This window comes from Streptomyces sp. NPDC058678 (assembly GCF_042714835.1).
In the GTDB taxonomy this organism is placed as follows: domain Bacteria; phylum Actinomycetota; class Actinomycetes; order Streptomycetales; family Streptomycetaceae; genus Streptomyces.
Window position 1 is genome coordinate 20179 of the sequence record NZ_JBHXSG010000001.1, and the last position, 15538, is coordinate 35716.

General features: G+C 71.5%; 10 protein-coding genes. 4 read left to right on the forward strand and 6 right to left on the reverse strand.

Going from position 1 to position 15538, the window contains the following annotated elements; all coding sequences use genetic code 11:
• Window positions 1-46: 46 nt before the first annotated feature.
• Window positions 47-1756 (forward strand): glycoside hydrolase family 6 protein, encoded by a 1710-nt coding sequence (locus ACFWWR_RS00080; protein WP_383874028.1) that lies wholly within the window; start codon window positions 47-49, stop codon window positions 1754-1756.
• Window positions 1757-1832: 76 nt separating this feature from the next.
• Here the strand turns inward: ACFWWR_RS00080 and ACFWWR_RS00085 are convergent, their stop codons facing one another.
• Window positions 1833-2603 carry a phytanoyl-CoA dioxygenase family protein gene (locus ACFWWR_RS00085; RefSeq protein WP_384301580.1) on the reverse strand — a complete coding sequence of 257 codons (771 nt, stop codon included), beginning with the start codon at window positions 2601-2603 and terminating at the stop codon, window positions 1833-1835.
• A 170-nt stretch (window positions 2604-2773) separates the two neighbouring features.
• Here ACFWWR_RS00085 and ACFWWR_RS00090 point away from each other — a divergent pair, with 170 nt between their 5' ends.
• Window positions 2774-3724 (forward strand): class I SAM-dependent methyltransferase, encoded by a 951-nt coding sequence (locus tag ACFWWR_RS00090; protein WP_383874031.1) that lies wholly within the window; start codon window positions 2774-2776, stop codon window positions 3722-3724.
• Window positions 3725-3859: 135 nt separating this feature from the next.
• On the opposite strand, the gene ACFWWR_RS00095 is transcribed toward ACFWWR_RS00090, so the two are convergent.
• Window positions 3860-5185 carry a glycosyltransferase family 39 protein gene (locus ACFWWR_RS00095; protein WP_383874033.1) on the reverse strand — a complete coding sequence of 442 codons (1326 nt, stop codon included), beginning with the start codon at window positions 5183-5185 and terminating at the stop codon, window positions 3860-3862.
• A 333-nt stretch (window positions 5186-5518) separates the two neighbouring features.
• Here ACFWWR_RS00095 and ACFWWR_RS00100 point away from each other — a divergent pair, with 333 nt between their 5' ends.
• Together ACFWWR_RS00100 and ACFWWR_RS00105 are read left to right on the forward strand one after the other, a co-directional pair.
• Entirely contained in the window at window positions 5519-9085 is a 3567-nt protein-coding gene (locus ACFWWR_RS00100) for a hypothetical protein (protein ID WP_384301083.1), read from the forward strand.
• Window positions 9086-9258: 173 nt separating this feature from the next.
• Entirely contained in the window at window positions 9259-9960 is a 702-nt protein-coding gene (locus tag ACFWWR_RS00105; protein WP_383874038.1) for an SDR family oxidoreductase, read from the forward strand.
• Between the two features lie 13 nt (window positions 9961-9973).
• On the opposite strand, the gene ACFWWR_RS00110 is transcribed toward ACFWWR_RS00105, so the two are convergent.
• From ACFWWR_RS00110 to ACFWWR_RS00125, 4 genes are all read right to left on the reverse strand, one after another.
• The gene (locus ACFWWR_RS00110; RefSeq protein WP_383874041.1) at window positions 9974-10675 is read right to left on the reverse strand and encodes a glycoside hydrolase family 75 protein; all 702 of its coding nucleotides are present in this window, start codon (window positions 10673-10675) and stop codon (window positions 9974-9976) included.
• Between the two features lie 187 nt (window positions 10676-10862).
• Window positions 10863-11699: an aldo/keto reductase gene (locus ACFWWR_RS00115; protein ID WP_383874043.1), complete on the reverse strand. Its 837-nt coding sequence runs from the start codon at window positions 11697-11699 to the stop codon at window positions 10863-10865.
• A gap of 148 nt (window positions 11700-11847) precedes the next feature.
• Complete coding sequence (locus ACFWWR_RS00120; RefSeq protein WP_384301085.1) at window positions 11848-13674, reverse strand: AMP-dependent synthetase/ligase; 1827 nt, start codon at window positions 13672-13674, stop codon at window positions 11848-11850.
• Between the two features lie 263 nt (window positions 13675-13937).
• Window positions 13938-15437 (reverse strand): MFS transporter, encoded by a 1500-nt coding sequence (locus ACFWWR_RS00125; RefSeq protein WP_384301087.1) that lies wholly within the window; start codon window positions 15435-15437, stop codon window positions 13938-13940.
• Window positions 15438-15538: the final 101 nt, after the last annotated feature.

The following is a 15538-nucleotide window of genomic DNA, read 5'->3' on the forward strand; positions in this document are numbered from 1 at the left end:
AACTCCCGCAACCGAGTCACCCGCAACCGAGAAGGAACCCGCACTCATGAGTCGTACCAGAACCGCGATACTCGCTGCCCTGGCGCTGGTCGCCGGGGCCTCCGGGACGGCCTTCGCCGTCGTTCCCGGGGACGTCGGCGCCGCCGCCATCCCCTGCACCGTCGACTACAAGGTGCAGAACCAGTGGGACACCGGCTTCACCGCCGCCGTCACCGTCACCAACAACGGTGCCGCCAAGTCGAGTTGGGCCGTGAAGTGGTCGTACGCCGGTAACCAGAAGGTCACCAGCGGCTGGAACGCCAAGGTCAGCCAGAGCGGCACCGCAGTCACCGCCACCAACGAGTCCTACAACGGCACCCTCGCCACCGGCGGTTCGGCCAGCTTCGGCTTCCAGGGCACCTACAGCGGCACCAACGCCCTCCCGGCCACCTTCACCCTCGACGGCGTGACCTGCAACGTCGACAACGGCGGCGGCGGACCCACCGATCCGCCGGACCCGACCGGCCCCAAGGTCGACAACCCGTACTCCGGCGCCAAGGTGTACGTGAACCCGGAGTGGTCCGCGAAGGCCGCCGCCGAACCGGGCGGCAGCCGCATCTCCAACCAGCCCACCGGCGTCTGGCTCGACCGCATCGCCGCGATCAACGGCGTCAACGGCGGCATGGGCCTGCGCGCCCACCTCGACGAGGCGCTCAAGCAGAAGGGCTCCGGCGAACTCGTCGTCCAGCTGGTCATCTACAACCTGCCCGGACGCGACTGCGCGGCTCTCTCCTCCAACGGTGAGCTCGGCCCGACGGAGATCGACAAGTACAAGACGCAGTACATCGACCCGATCAAGGCGATCCTCGCCGACGCCAAGTACGCCGGGCTGCGGATCGTCACCACCATCGAGATCGACTCGCTGCCCAACCTCGTCACCAACACCGGCAGCCGGGTCACCGCCACCCCGCAGTGCGACGTGATGAAGGCCAACGGCAACTACCAGAAGGGCGTCGGCTACGCCCTGAACAAGCTCGGTGACGTGCCCAACGTCTACAACTACATCGACGCCGGGCACCACGGCTGGATCGGCTGGGACGACAACTTCGCGCCCACCGCCACCCTGATGAAGGAGGCGGCCACCACGGAGGGCGCCACCGTCAACGACGTCCACGGCTTCATCACCAACACGGCCAACTACAGCGCCCTGAAGGAGAACAACTTCACCATCAACGACTCCGTGGCCGGCAAGTCCGTCCGCGAGTCCAAGTGGGTCGACTGGAACCGCTACGTCGACGAGCTCTCCTTCGCCCAGGCCTTCCGGAACCAGCTGGTGACGACCGGCTTCAACTCCGGCGTCGGCATGCTGATCGACACCTCCCGCAACGGCTGGGGCGGTTCGGCCCGGCCCACCGGCCCCGGTGCCATGACCAGCGTCGACACCTACGTCGACGGCGGCCGCTACGACCGCCGCTTCAACACCGGGAACTGGTGCAACCAGTCCGGTGCGGGTCTCGGTGAGCGCCCGAAGGCCAGCCCGGCCGCCGGGATCGACGCGTACGTCTGGATGAAGCCGCCGGGTGAGTCCGACGGCTCCAGCAGCGCCATCCCGAACGACGAGGGCAAGGGCTTCGACCGGATGTGCGACCCGACGTACACGGGCAACCCGCGCAACAACAACAACATGTCCGGCGCCCTGCCGAACGCCCCGGTCGCCGGGCACTGGTTCTCGGCACAGTTCCAGGAGCTGATGAAGAACGCCTACCCGGCGCTCTGACCCACCGGAAGCCCCCGGCAAGTCCACTGAGACACCTGGCAGTTCCCTGAAAGTCCCCTGACGTGATCCGCCGGGGTCAGCCCTCCCGGGCCAGACCCCGGCGGATCGCGAACTCCACCGCCGAGTAGTCGCCGTCCTCACGCTCCAACACGTAGGGCACGGCGGGACACAGCGGCGGCTGCGCCATGAAACGGGGCCGCGTGCCGTGATGCGGCTGCGCGGCGTGTACCAGGAACGGATGACACAGGTACACGTCGCCCGGGCCGCCGGTGGCGTACGCGACCGGGCGATGCGCGGAGGCCGCCGCCACCTTCGGGCCGAGCTCCATGAACGAGGCGCCCTGTTCGCCGTACGGCTCCAGCACCCGCGGTACGCCGAGGTGCGAGCCCACCCGGATGCGGGTCGGCGCGTCGCCCTCGCTGACCTCGGTGAACAGGAACAGCATCAGCAGCGCGCGATCCCTCGACCGCAGGTTTGTGTGATATGCCGAGGCGCCGTCGGGGAGACAGCTGCCCTCGATGTGCCAGCCCGCGTCGTCCGGTTCCTCCTCGTGCGGAAAACGGAGCGGAAAGCTGCCCAGCGAGTAACGGGGCTCCCAGCGGCCCTCGCCGACCAGCAGGTCGAACGCCTCATGCAACGCGGGGGAGTTGGCGGCCGCCGCGAACGGACCCTGCGCCAGACCGGCCACCCAGTGCACTGGGTCCTTCCAGGTCGCCGGGTCATCGGCGTCGTACCCCGTCTCCCGCCACAGCAGCCGGACGCAGTCCTCGGCGACACGCGGCGGGAAAGCGCCCTCGATCTTCACGCAGCCGTCCGAGAGGAAACGCTCCACCAGCAAGTCGCCCATACGGCCGTCGTGGGTGCCCGGCGTCCGGCTGCGCACCTCATTTTCTCGCGGCCACTGGCGCCTCCCGATGGGACATGGCGCGCCGATTTTTTGCTGTCGCGGCAACAGCGGTGGCCTCACGACGGTGCGTCGGCGCACCCTTGCCGCATCCGGACGAGAGGCTGATACCCATGGCGCATCACCACGACCACGACGCCGGCCACGGCCAAGATCACGAGCCTGGCCGAGGCGGGCAAGGCCACGGCCCCGGGCACCGGCACGGTCACGGCCACGGCGACACGGACATCGACTGGAACGAGATGGCCCCGCTGCTGGAGAACCAGGCGGAGCTGTTCACCCCCCTGTACGAGCGAGCCCTGGCGTGGCTCGGCCACAAGCAGACCGATCCCGGACTGATCGTCGACGCGGGCAGCGGCCCCGGCGTCGTCTCCTGCCTGCTCGCCGACGCCTTCCCCGGCGCCCGGGTCGTCGCCGTCGACGGCACCGAACCGCTGCTGGAACGGGCCCGGGCCAGGGCCGGGCGTCTCGGTGTCGCCGACCGTTTCGACACCCGCGTCGGTGAACTGCCCGGTGTCCTCGACGACTTGGAGTATCCCGCCGACCTGCTGTGGGCCAGCCGGAGCCTGCACCACCTCGGCGACCAGCGTGCCGCCCTCACCGCCTTCGCGGCCCGGCTCGCACCCGGTGGCACGCTCGCCCTCCTGGAGGGCGGCCTGCCCGCCCGGTTCCTGCCCCGCGACATCGGCATCGGACGGCCCGGACTGCAGGCGCGCCTCGACGCGCTCGAGGAGGAGTGGTTCGCGAGGATGCGCGCGGACCTGCCCGGCGCTGTCGCCGAGACCGAGGACTGGCCGGCGCTGATGACCGCGGCCGGCCTCCGGCCGACCGGCACCCGCAGCTTCCTGCTCGACCTGCCCGCCCCGACCACCGACCGGGCCCGCGCTTACGTCGCCGCCTCACTCCGTCGCCTCCGCGACGGCTTCGGCGACCGCCTCGACGCCACCGACCGTGCCACCCTCGACCGGCTCCTTGATCCTGAGGACCGGGCGAGCGTGCACCTTCGGCCGGATGTCTTCGTGCTGGCGGCGCATACGGTGTACACGGCTGTGCGTACTGGATGAGTGTGTACGGGATGCGGTCGTCGGTCGGCGGTCTGTCGGCGGTCGTCGGTCGGTCGTGGACCGTCGACCGCGTGGGCGCATCCCGTATGCACCACCGCGTATACGGGATGCGTTCTACCGACCGCGGGAGGTCGGTCAACAGTGGCCCGGCCGGGCGTACACCGTGATCCGAGCCCCCTGGGCGTGCCGGGTACGACAGGCGACGAAGTACGTGGCAAGGACCTGCCGCTTGACCGCCTCCTGCGGCACACGATCCACCGGCTGCCCGGAAGGGTCGCCCACCGCGAGGATCCGCGCCGTCGTCAGCATCCGGGCGCGAATGACGGTGGCGGGCACCTCCGTGCCGTACAGCGTGTGCGAGGCGACCGGACCACGGTCCAGGGCGATATCGCGCAGGCCGTGCACGGCCCCCGGGTCGGGCAGTGACCAAACCCGGCGCCGGGAAGGCATGAAGACGACCCCGTCGGCGTCCCCGCCCATCGAGCGGACGGCCGCGGCGATGGCGGTGACGTCGTCGGTACGGCTCTGCGGTGTGCGCAACTCAAGGGTGATCGGCAGCAGTGCCAGTGGGGCAGCCCCGGCGGCGAGTACGGCGACGGCCCGGATCCGGCCGGCCGCGCGGACGAGCCGGTCGAGCGCGGCACCGACCAGCAGCGCGGTGCCCGCATGGCCGTAGAGGACGTAGCGGTCGACGTACAGCGGCTTGACCAGTGAGACCAGCAGGAGCAGAAGGGCGGGGAGGATGAGCAGCGGCAGCGCCAGCGCGGTGAGCCCCACGTTCTCCCGGCTTCGGCCGCCGCCCCCGACCAGTGCCGCGCAGGCCACTCCGAGCACGGTCACCCCGACGAAGCCCACGAGGGCGCCGGCCCCGACGCCGCCGATCCACGCCACCTGATCCGACTGGCGTGTACTCAGCGCGACCAGCGGGGCGAGGCCCGCACAGACCGCGAGCGCCACCAGGACCCCCGTCCGGCGGGCCGCGCGGGGCAGCGCCACCAGGTGCGCGGTGAGAGCGAGTACCGCGAACTCGTGCAGCAGACACGAGACCAGCACGACCACGCCGTAAGCGGCCCAGGTCCGGCCCGTGCGCCGCCGGACGGCTCGCACCAGCAGGTACGACGCCCAGACGACCAGGGCACAGACGAGTGCATACGATCGACCCTCTTGCGCATACCGCTGCACCGGCGGCAGCAGCGCGAAGACGACCCCGGCGACAAGCCCCGTACGTGGTCCCGCGAGACGCCGCCCCAGCAGCACCAGCGTCCCCGTCGCCGCGGCGGTCGCCAGCACCGACGGCAGACGCAGCACCAGCAGCGGATCCGCCCCGTCGAACAGCCGGAACAGGCCGTGCAGGAGCAGGTAGTACAGCCCGTGCACGGCGTCGACCTCGGCCAGTGTCGCCCACAGGTCGGGCAGCGAACGCCGTGCCATGTCGTACGTCACCACCTCGTCCCGCCACATGCTCCCCTCCCGCCGGAGGCCCCACAGGCCGAGAGCGAAGGAGAGGGCGACCGGAACCAGCGTGTGCCACGGGGCGCGTGCACCAGGGGCGACAGTGGGCGCGGGAGGCAACCGGGCATGCCCGAGGAGAAGTCCTGGAGTATGTGTGGCGGCGATGGCTGACTCCGGTGCGAGGCGGGAAGCGCGAGGCCCTGCGAGCGGGCCGTGCGACTGCGTGCACCGACGAGTCCAGGCGTCGGCGGGTTGTTGGGCAGCCCCGGTACGGAGCACCAATCAATCCGCTCAAGCTGGTCGTTGGCGTGGGGGACGGCCGTGAACGAGGGGGAGACACGCATGGGACGCCGGGAGAAACCGCTGGACCCCGGGGCGGGAGCGGTACAGCGCTTCGCCTACGAACTGCGCAAGCTGCGCGACGAGGCGGGCACCCCGACCTACCGTGCGATGGCACACCGCGCCGGCTACTCGGCGCCCACGCTCTCCGCCGCCGCGTCCGGCGAACGGCTGCCGACCCTGCCGGTCCTCCTGGCCTACGTCACCGCGTGCGGCGGCAACCCCGGTGAGTGGGAGGACCGTTGGCGGGAAGCCGTCGCCGACTCGGCCGACGCCCGCGAGTCCGACGGCACCGACGGCGACGACAGCCCCTACCCGGGACTCGCCCGCTTCGAGACCGGCGACGGGGAGCACTTCCACGGCCGGGACGAGCTGATCGCCGAACTGCTCCGGCTCACCTCCCGCACGCGGTTCGCGGCGATCGTCGGCGCGTCGGGGAGCGGCAAGTCGTCGCTGCTGCGGGCGGGGCTGGTGCCGGCGTTACGGCTTACGGCCGAGAGTGGTCGGCGGTACGCGGTCGCCGGTGTTCCCGCGTCGCGACCGGCGACGGATGACGGTGGACGGTATGCAGCAGCAGACCGTATCCGCTCCCCGCAGAGGACGACCGGCGACCGGCGACGGTATACCGCCGACGGTCGCCCGGCGCCGCACTCGACAACAGGCGTCAGTCGACTGCATACAGTCGACCCCGTCCCGCCGCACCTCGCCGCCATTCGGCTGTTCACCCCGGGCCCCCACCCCGCCCGCGCCCACGACGCCCTGTTCGCCCCGCACGACACACCGGGCGACACACTCCTCGTCGTCGACCAGTTCGAGGAGGTCTTCACGCTCTGCGCCGACGCCGCCGAACGCGGTCTCTTCCTCTCCCGGTTGCTCGCGGCGACGGACCCGGCCTCCCGGCTGCGCGTCGTGATCGCCGTGCGCGCCGACTTCTACGGCCGTTGCGCGGACCACGGGCCGCTCGCCGAGGCGCTGCGGGACTCCGCACTGCTCGTCGGGCCGATGTCGCCGCGGGCGTTGCGGGAGGCCGTGGTGCGGCCGGCCGCCGCCCGTAGGCTCGTCGTCGAACGTGCCCTGACCGCCCGGATCGTGGCGGACGTGGCCGGTGAACCGGGCGGTCTGCCGTTGATGGCACACGCGCTGCGCGAGGTCTGGCGCCGTCGCGTGGGCAACACGCTGACCCTGGCCGCCTACGAGGCCGTCGGTGGCGTCCAGGGGGCCGTCGCGCACACCGCGGAAGCCGTCCACGCCCGGTGCACGCCCGCCGAAGCGGCCGCCCTGCGCGCACTGTTGCTGCGCCTGGTGAACCCCGGTGACGGCACCGAGGACACCCGCCGCCCCGTCGGCCGCGCAGAACTCGACGCCGACGAGACGACCGCCCGTGTCCTGGAACGCCTTGTCGACGGTCGGCTGTTGACCGTCGACGGCGACACGGTCGACCTGGCCCATGAGGCACTGCTCGGCGCCTGGCCACGACTGCGAGGCTGGCTGGACGAGGACCGTGACCGGCTGCGTCTGCACCGTCGGCTCACCGAAGCGGCCCGGAGCTGGACCGAGTTGGACCGGGAGGCGGGTGCGCTCTACCGGGGCACCCGGCTGACCGAGGCGCGCGAAACCTTCGGAGACGGAGGCGAAGAGGAGCTCTCCTCAGGCGAATTGAACCGCCTTGAGCGCGACTTCCTGGCCGCGAGTGTGGCGGCGTACGAACACGGTCGGAGGGTCGCGACCCGGGCCGCGCGCCGGCTGCGTGCGCTGTCCGGCGCGCTCGCCGTGTTGCTGTGCCTGGCCGTGGTCGCGGGCCTGGCGGCCTGGCGGCAGAGCGAGGCCAGTGCGCGGCAGCGCGACGAGGCCGAGGCCCGCAGCGCTGCCGCGCTGGTCGGCACGCTGCGATCCACCGAACCGCGCACCGCGATGCGTCTGGCGCTCGCCGCGTGGCGTACCGCCGACCTGCCCGAGACGCGGCAGTCCCTGCGGACGGCGGCGGCGCAGAGCGAACAGGACGTGTTCGTCCAGCCGGAGGTGGGCTCACGCGCGCTCAACGCCCCGGCCTGGCTCAGCCAGGACGGCAGGATCCTGACGACCGTCGTCCACGACCAGGCCGTGCAGTGGGACGTGGCGGAGCACCGGCGTGTCCGTTCCGTGGAGCGCGAGGGCCTGTCCGAGCGGGTGGTCGGCGTCAGCGCGGACGGCCGGTCGGTCGCGTACCGTAGCGCCGACGGCGGCGGCATGGTGATCGCCGGGCTGGCGGACGGCAGCACACGTCATCTGCCGATCGGCTCGTGGGGAGACACCGACGTTGCCTTCGGGGCGAGCGGGCGCACGTTCCTGGTACGGCGTCCCGTCCGCGGCTCGGACAGCGGCCGGGCGACCCTCGACCTGTGGGACATACGGCGGCAGAAAATGCTGTTCCGGTACGAGCGGGGCAGCGACGACGGCCCGCTGCCCGTGCTGAGCCGCGACGACCGTCATATCGCCTGGTGTGCGCAGGACGGCGACCAGTTGAAGGTCCTCGACGTCGCCGAAGGGCGCCTCGTCACCACGCCGGTGCCCCGGGCGACCGAGCGGGCACTGTGCCAGGGGGACCTCACCTTCACCTCCGACCAGCGGGCGCTGGCCTCCGGCACCTCCGAGGGGATCGTGACGTGGGACTTCCGTGCCGGCCGGGAACGTCCCCGGCTGCCGATGGCGGGTGGCGCGCACGTCGTGGAGTTCGTCGGCGCCTACGCCCTGGCCTGGGGCAAGGGAGCCTTCACCCTGTGGCGTACGGACCTCCCCGACCCGGCGGACGACAGCGCACGCGAGCCGCTCCTCACCTATCCCGTGGCCGCCTCCGGGATCGGAGACCTCCGGCTGGACCCCGGCGAGGGTGTGCTGCGCTACCGGGAGGGCGGACGGACCAACGTCGTGAGCACCCTCTCGTTGCACGGGCTGACGGGAAGCACCTGGCGGGACGAGCCCGCCACCGACGCGACACCGCCCGTCACCGTCGCCGGTGCGGAGATCGTGGCGGTCGACACCACCGGCCGCACCGCGCTGACCTCGGAGGGAACGCTCGTCGACGCGTCAACGGGCAGGCGGCGCAAGGAAGCCCGGGGAGTCGACGGCGAGGACTACCTCACCACGGCCGCGTTCAGCCAAGACGGCGGATACCTCGCCGCAGCCGACTATCAGGGCCGCCTCACCCTGTGGGACGCGCACGCCTGGCGCAGGATCGCCGTCCTGCGGGCCGTCGGGTCCACTGTGCAGGGGGTGGCGGTGGCGTTCTCCGCCGACGGTTCGCTCCTCGCGGGCAGCGCGCCCGACGGTTCCGTGCAGGTGTGGGAGACGGCCTCGCCCGCCCTGCCGCCGGCCACGCTGCCGGCCGGGGACGGGCCGGTCCGCACGCTCCGGTTCACCGAGGACGGCGGCCGGTTGCGCATCACCACCCCTCATCTCGCCCAGCGCAGCCGACCGTTGGCGGCGAACCGGGCAGCGGACGAGGTGTGCGCGCGGGCACAACGCGGACTGACCGAGGCCGAGTGGCACCGCTACTTCCCCTCAGCCGAGTACCGCGGCACCTGCGGATCGTGAACTGCCCCCTGCCCCTGCGCCCGGCCCTGCGCCCGGCCCTGCGCCCGGCCCTGTCCCCGCCGGCTCCCCGAACCGACCCCCACCGCCGACCACTTGACTTCGAGAGCGCTCCAACTGATGGACTCCCCGTCATCAACCCGAACGCAAGCTCCACCGAAGCCCCAGGGGGAACCATGACCGACTCTCCGGTCGCGCTCGTCACCGGGGGCGGCAGCGGCATCGGCGCCGCGGTCGCCCGACGGCTGCTCGACGCCGGCGGGCGTGTGGCCGTCACCGGCCGCAGCGAGGCACGACTGCGTGGATTCGCCGAGGAACTCGGCCGTCCCGACGGTCTGTTGACGCTCGCCGGCAACGCGGCCGAGTACGACAGTATCCAGTCGGCTGTCGACCGTACACTCAAGGAATTCGGTCGACTGGATACAGTCGTCGCCAACGCCGGCTTCGCCACCCACGACTCCGTCGCGGACGGCGACCCCGCCGGATGGACCGAGATGGTGCTGACCAACGTCCTCGGTCCGGCCCTGCTCATCCGCGCATCGATCGACGCCCTGAAGGAGACCCGGGGCCGGATCGTGCTCGTCGGCAGTGTCGCCGGGTTCGTGCCGACGCCGGGCAACATCTACGGGGCGACGAAGTGGGCGGTGACCGGTCTCGCCGAGAACACCCGTCGGCAGGTGACGGAGTTCGGCGTGGGCGTGACGCTGATCGCGCCCGGCCGGGTGGAGACCCCGTTCTGGGACAGCAACGGCAGCCTGCCGCCCGGGCATCTGCTCACCGCCGACCAGATCGCCGACTCCATCGTGTGGGCCATGGGGCAGCCCGCCGGCGTCGACGTCAACACGGTCGTCGTACGGCCGATCGGGCAGCCCAACTGACGGCAACTGGCGGTCAGTTGTCGCGAAGGAACCGCTTCGCCAGCCGCTCGCCCAGGGGTGCCGCCGCCTTGCGGCTCTCGATGGGGGACACCCGCGAGTTCCTGAACAGGATGTAGGTCACCCCGAGCCCCGTGCCGCCCGTCGCGGGGTCCGGGTCGATGCCGAGGGACCGTGCGGTGGCGTACGAGGCCTCGCCGATGATCTTCGTGGGACCGGTGTCGCCGACGACGGCGTACCGGACCTTCCCGTCGTGGATCACCGCGACCACGCCGCCGCCCTTGACGCCCGCCCGGGCCGGGTTCCAGATGCCGCTCGCCGCAGGCACGACGACGTACGGCAGGCTGTCGGAGCGCAGGGGCCTGCCGTCGGACTGGCGGAAGGCGGTGTCTCCATGGAACCAGGGGTCGGTCCGCTCGTTGCACTTCGCGGTGCGCCGGCCGTCGCAGTCGATGTCCATGTCGGCCTTCCAGAACACAGCGCCCTTCTTGCCGCACACCGGGATCGTGGCCCGGGTGTTGGCGTCGGTGCGGTACCTGCCGCGGGAGATCTGCTTGCAGGACGTCACCTTCGCGAGCAGGTCGGCCGCGCTGACCGAGCCTTCCCGCGCCTGCGTCGGGCGCGGGGCGGCGTGGGCGCTCGCGGGGGGCGGGAGTTGCCCGGCGGCGAGCAGGGCGGCGGCGGCGAGCGCGGTGAGGGTCAGTGTCCGGAGGTGCACTGCGAGGGGGCCTTCCGTAGGGAAACACGTTAAGGAAATCCGTTAATAACGAGTCCCTACCATGTGGATCCGGGGCCGCTCGCCGACCCGGCCGCGTCCGTCCCCCGCGTGGGTGGCGGACATGGCAGCGCCCCGGGGCCGGCACCACCGAGGTGGTATCGGTCCCGGGGCGCGAGGCCGGGAAAGGTCAGGCAGCGTCGAGTGTCGCCGGGTCCGGGCCCAGACGACGGTCCTCGTTCAGCGCGCTGATCGCCGCCAGGTCCTCGGCGTCCAGGCTGAAGTCGAAGACCTCGATGTTCTCCTTGATCCGCGACGGCGTCACGGACTTCGGGATCACGACGTTGCCGAGCTGGAGGTGCCAGCGCAGCACGACCTGGGCCGGGGTGCGGTCGTGCTTCTGGGCGATGGCGACGATCGCCGGAACCTCCAGGAGGCCCTTGCCCTGTCCGAGCGGCGACCAGGCCTCGGTGGCGATGCCCCGCTCCGCGTGGTACTTGCGGGAGGCGTGCTGCTGAAGGTGCGGGTGCAGCTCGATCTGGTTGACCGCCGGGACGACGGACGTCTCGGCGACCAGTCGCTCGAGGTGCTCGGTGAGGAAGTTGGACACACCGATGGCGCGCACGCGGCCGTCGGCGAGGAGCTTCTCGAAGGCCCGGTAGGTGTCGACGTACTTGTCCGCGGACGGAAGCGGCCAGTGGATCAGGTACAGGTCGACGTACTCCAGGCCGAGTTTGGCCAGCGACGTGTCGAAGGCGCGCAGCGTGGAGTCGTATCCCTGGTCGCTGTTCCAGAGCTTGGTGGTGACGAAGACGTCCTCACGGGGCAGTCCGGAGGCCGCGATGGCCTTGCCGGTGCCTTCTTCATTGCCGTAGATCGCCGCTGTGTCGATGCTGCGGTACCCGGCCTCCAGCGCGGTGGTGACCGCCTGCTGCGCCTCGTCGTCCGGCACCTGCCAGACTCCGAAGCCCAGCTGGGGCATCTCGACGCCGTTGTTGAGGATGATCGGGGGGACCTTGCTGCTCACGAGCTCTTGATCCTTACGGTTGTCGTCAGGTGGTACTCCATCGTCAACGATCACGAGCCGTAATGCATTCCTGACCGGGGAATCGGTGGGAATCAAAGGAAATCGGCTGGAATGTGCCGGTTCCGAGCGTCCTGCCCGGTGCAGCGCGTCATGCCCGGTACAGCGCCTCGACCTCGCCCGCGTAGGCGTTCTCGATCGCCTTGCGCTTCAGCTTCAACGACGGGGTGAGCAGGCCGTGTTCCTCGGTGAAGGGCTGGGCGAGGATGCGGAAGGTGCGGATCGACTCGGCCTGGGAGACCAGGGTGTTGGCGGCGACCACGGCCCGCCGTACCTCCGTCTCCAGATCCGTGTCGCGCACCAGCTCGGCGGGTGTCATCCGCGGTTTGGCGCGCATGGCCAGCCAGTGCTCCACGGCCTCCTGGTCGAGGGTGACGAGGGCGGCGATGTAGGGGCGGTCGTTGCCCACGACGATGCACTGGGCGACCAGCGGATGGTCGCGCACCCGTTCCTCCAGCCCGCCGGGGGAGACGCTCTTGCCACCGGAGGTGACCAGGATCTCCTTCTTGCGGCCGGTGATGGTGAGATAGCCGTCCTCGTCGAGGGAGCCGAGGTCGCCGGTGGCGAGCCAGCCGTCGTGCAGGGCTTCGTCGGTGGCCTTGGGGTTGTTGAGGTAGCTCTGGAAGACGTTCTCGCCGCGCAGCCAGATCTCGCCGTCGTCCGCGATGTGCACGGTCATCCCGGGGATGGCCTGTCCGACGGTGCCGTAGCGGGTGCGCTCGGGCGGGTTGGCGGTCGCGGCGGCGGTGGTCTCGGTGAGGCCGTAGCCCTCGTAGATGTGCACGCCCGCGCCCGCCCAGAACAGCCCGAGCTTGCGGTCCATCGCCGAACCGCCCGACATCGCGTGCCGGATGCGGCCGCCCATCGCGGCCCGCACCTTGGAGTAGACGAGTTTGTCGAAGAGCTGGTGCTGCATGCGCAACCCGGCCGAGGGGCCGGGTCCGATGCCCCAGGCCTTCGCCTCCATCGCGTCCGCGTACTTCACCGCGACCGCGACGGCCTTCTCGAAGGCCCCGGACCTGCCTTCCTTCTCGGCCTTGCGGCGGGCGGCGTTGAACACCTTCTCGAAGATGTACGGCACGGCGAGGAAGAAGGTCGGCTTGAAGGCGGCCAGGTCGGGCAGCAGGGCGGCCGCGTTCAGCTGCGGCTGGTGGCCGAACTTGACCTTGCCGCGGATTCCGGCGATCTGGACCATCCGTCCGAAGACGTGCGCCAGCGGCAGAAACAGCAGGGTCGCCGCCTCGTCGCCCTTCTTGGAGTGGAACACCGGCTCCCAGCGCTCGATGACCGTGTCCGCCTCGTACATGAAGTTACCGTGCGAGATGACGCAGCCCTTGGGGCGGCCGGTGGTGCCCGAGGTGTAGATGATCGTCGCGACCGAGTCGGGGGTGACCGCCTGCCGGTGCCGGTGCACCACCTCGTCGTCGAGGTGGGCGCCGGCTTCGTACAACTCCTGCAGGGCGCCCGCGTCGAGCTGCCACAGCTGGCGCAGTTGCGGCAGCCGGTCGATGACGGTGGCGATGGTCATCGCGTGGTCCTCGTGCTCCACGACGGCCGCCGTGCACTCGGAGTCGTACAGCATCCAGAAGCACTGCTCGGCCGACGACGTGGGGTAGACGGGCACCACCTGGGCGCCGATCGTCCACAGGGCGAAGTCGAACAGTGTCCACTCGTAGCGGGTGGGGGACATGATCGCGACCCGGTCGCCGAAGCGGACGCCCTGGGCCAGCAGGCCCTTGGCGAGGGCGAGGACCTCGTCGCGGAACTCGGCGGCGGTCACGTCCCGCCACCGGCCCGTCTCGTCCTTGCGGCCGAGCGCGATGTGCAGCGGGTCGTCCTGGGCATGCTGGAAGACGACGTCGGCCAGTCCGCCCACCGGCGGTGCCAACGCCAACGGAGGGTTGGTGAACTCGCGCAATCCCCGCTCCCCGCCTCTTGTGACGCTCCGCACAGCGCCGTGAAAGCTACCCCACCCCGGGGACGGGCGGGAGGGGGGCGGAAACCGAGCAGTGCTCACGTATGCACTGGTCAGTGACGGAAAATGCGCTCACATGGGGAAGGGTCGGACAGAAAGCTGACGGTTGAGTAAGTTTCGGTGCCGTAATCTCCACCGAATCTGTACGACCTGATTACGGCCACGGCAGTGACCGGAATACGACCGTCGACCCCGGCCCCGTGCCCTCAGCCGCGCTGTGCGACCCCCTCCTCCGTCAGCGTCGGAGCCACCGAATCCGTCACACGGCCCCGCACCGTCCGCGGACTCCTCACCAGCGCGAGCACCAGCACTCCGGCGACCACGGCCACCAGGCCGGCGACCAGCGCCGCCCGGTCGAGCCCCGCGGCGAAGGCCGCCCGCAGGGTGGGCTCGGAGAACGTCCCGGCAAGCACCTCGGCGCCGCCGCCCGCCAGGGCGTGGGCCGCGTCGTGCGGCAGCGTGTCCTGCATCCGGGAGGTGAGGACCGTGCCGCTGAGGGCGATGCCGATCGCGTACCCGAGCTGCCGGAACGTGTTGACCGCGCCGCCCGCCATGCCGGACCGCTCCGGCGGCACCGCGGCCAGCGCGGCGCCCGCGAGGCCGGGCGACATCAGCCCCGTACCGGCACCCACCAGTACCAGTCCCGGAATCAGCGCGTTCGCGCCGGAGTCCGCGTCCAGGCCCGCCATGCAGAACTGGCCGGCGCCGATCAGCAGCAGCCCGCCCCCGATGGTGATCCGGGCCGGCACCCCGTGCAGCAGCCGCCCTCCGGCCGCCGCCACCACGAACGAGGCGAGGGACATCCACAGGAACTGCACGCCACCACGCACCGCGCTCATGCCGAGCATCGTCTGCAGCCAGATCGAGATGTACGCCAGCACACCGAACGCCGCCCCGTTGAAGGCGAGCGCGCCCGCCATGACGCCCGAGAACGCGGGCTTCGTGAACAGCCTCAGATCGAGCAGCGGGTCCGCACCGCGGCGCTCAACGGTGAGGAACGCCGCCAGCGCCACGACCGCCGCCGCGAACCAGACGAGCGTGCCGCTCTCGGTCCACCCGTGCGACCCGGCCCGCACCGCCCCGTACGTCACCGCCCCGGCGAAGGCCGCGAAGGTCACCGTGCCCGCCCAGTCGACCCGCCGCCCCTGCCGGCCCCGCGACTCGGGTACGACCCGCAGTGTCAGCCAGACCGCCGCCACACTGACCGGCAGGTTCACGAAGAAGATCCACCGCCAGCCCGGCCCGTCGGTGAGCAGCCCGCCGACCAGCGGTCCGACCGCTGCCGCCGCCCCGCTGACCGCGCCCCACACCCCGAGCGCAGTCGACCGCTGCCGCCCCTGGTAGACGGAGCCCAGCAGCGGCAGCGTCGTGGCGAACATCGCCGCCGCGCCCACGCCCTGCAGCCCGCGCGCGGCGACCAGCATCCCGGGCCCGGTCGCGAGGCCGCACCATAGCGACGCGCCCGCGAACAGCACCACGCCCACGACGTGCACCCGCCGCCGCCCCAGCACGTCGGCGGCGGCCCCCACCCCGAGCAGCAGCGCCGCCAGCGCAAGCGCGTACCCGTCCATCACCCACTGCAGGTCGCTCAGCGACGCGTCCAGCGCCCGGGCCATGTCCGGCAGCGCCACGACCGCGATCGTGACGTCCAGCAACAACATGAACGTGCCCAGGCACACCGCCGTCAGCGGCCCCCATGTACGCATCTGCCCCACTCCCTCTGTCACCTGTGTGCTCCGTACGATGGGGCGCGCTTGGCAGATCGCTGCGGTATCAGGCCGCCCGGCGCCGAAATCCGACAGGGGCG

What these genes read in the sequence shown, in the direction of transcription:
- ACFWWR_RS00080 (WP_383874028.1), top strand. Translation starts at nt 47, where the DNA reads ATGAGTCGTACCAGAACCGCGATACTCGCTGCCCTGGCGCTGGTCGCC.
- ACFWWR_RS00085 (WP_384301580.1), bottom strand. Translation starts at nt 2,603, where the DNA reads ATGGGCGACTTGCTGGTGGAGCGTTTCCTCTCGGACGGCTGCGTGAAG.
- ACFWWR_RS00090 (WP_383874031.1), top strand. Translation starts at nt 2,774, where the DNA reads ATGGCGCATCACCACGACCACGACGCCGGCCACGGCCAAGATCACGAG.
- ACFWWR_RS00095 (WP_383874033.1), bottom strand. Translation starts at nt 5,185, where the DNA reads ATGTGGCGGGACGAGGTGGTGACGTACGACATGGCACGGCGTTCGCTG.
- ACFWWR_RS00100 (WP_384301083.1), top strand. Translation starts at nt 5,519, where the DNA reads ATGGGACGCCGGGAGAAACCGCTGGACCCCGGGGCGGGAGCGGTACAG.
- ACFWWR_RS00105 (WP_383874038.1), top strand. Translation starts at nt 9,259, where the DNA reads ATGACCGACTCTCCGGTCGCGCTCGTCACCGGGGGCGGCAGCGGCATC.
- ACFWWR_RS00125 (WP_384301087.1), bottom strand. Translation starts at nt 15,437, where the DNA reads ATGCGTACATGGGGGCCGCTGACGGCGGTGTGCCTGGGCACGTTCATG.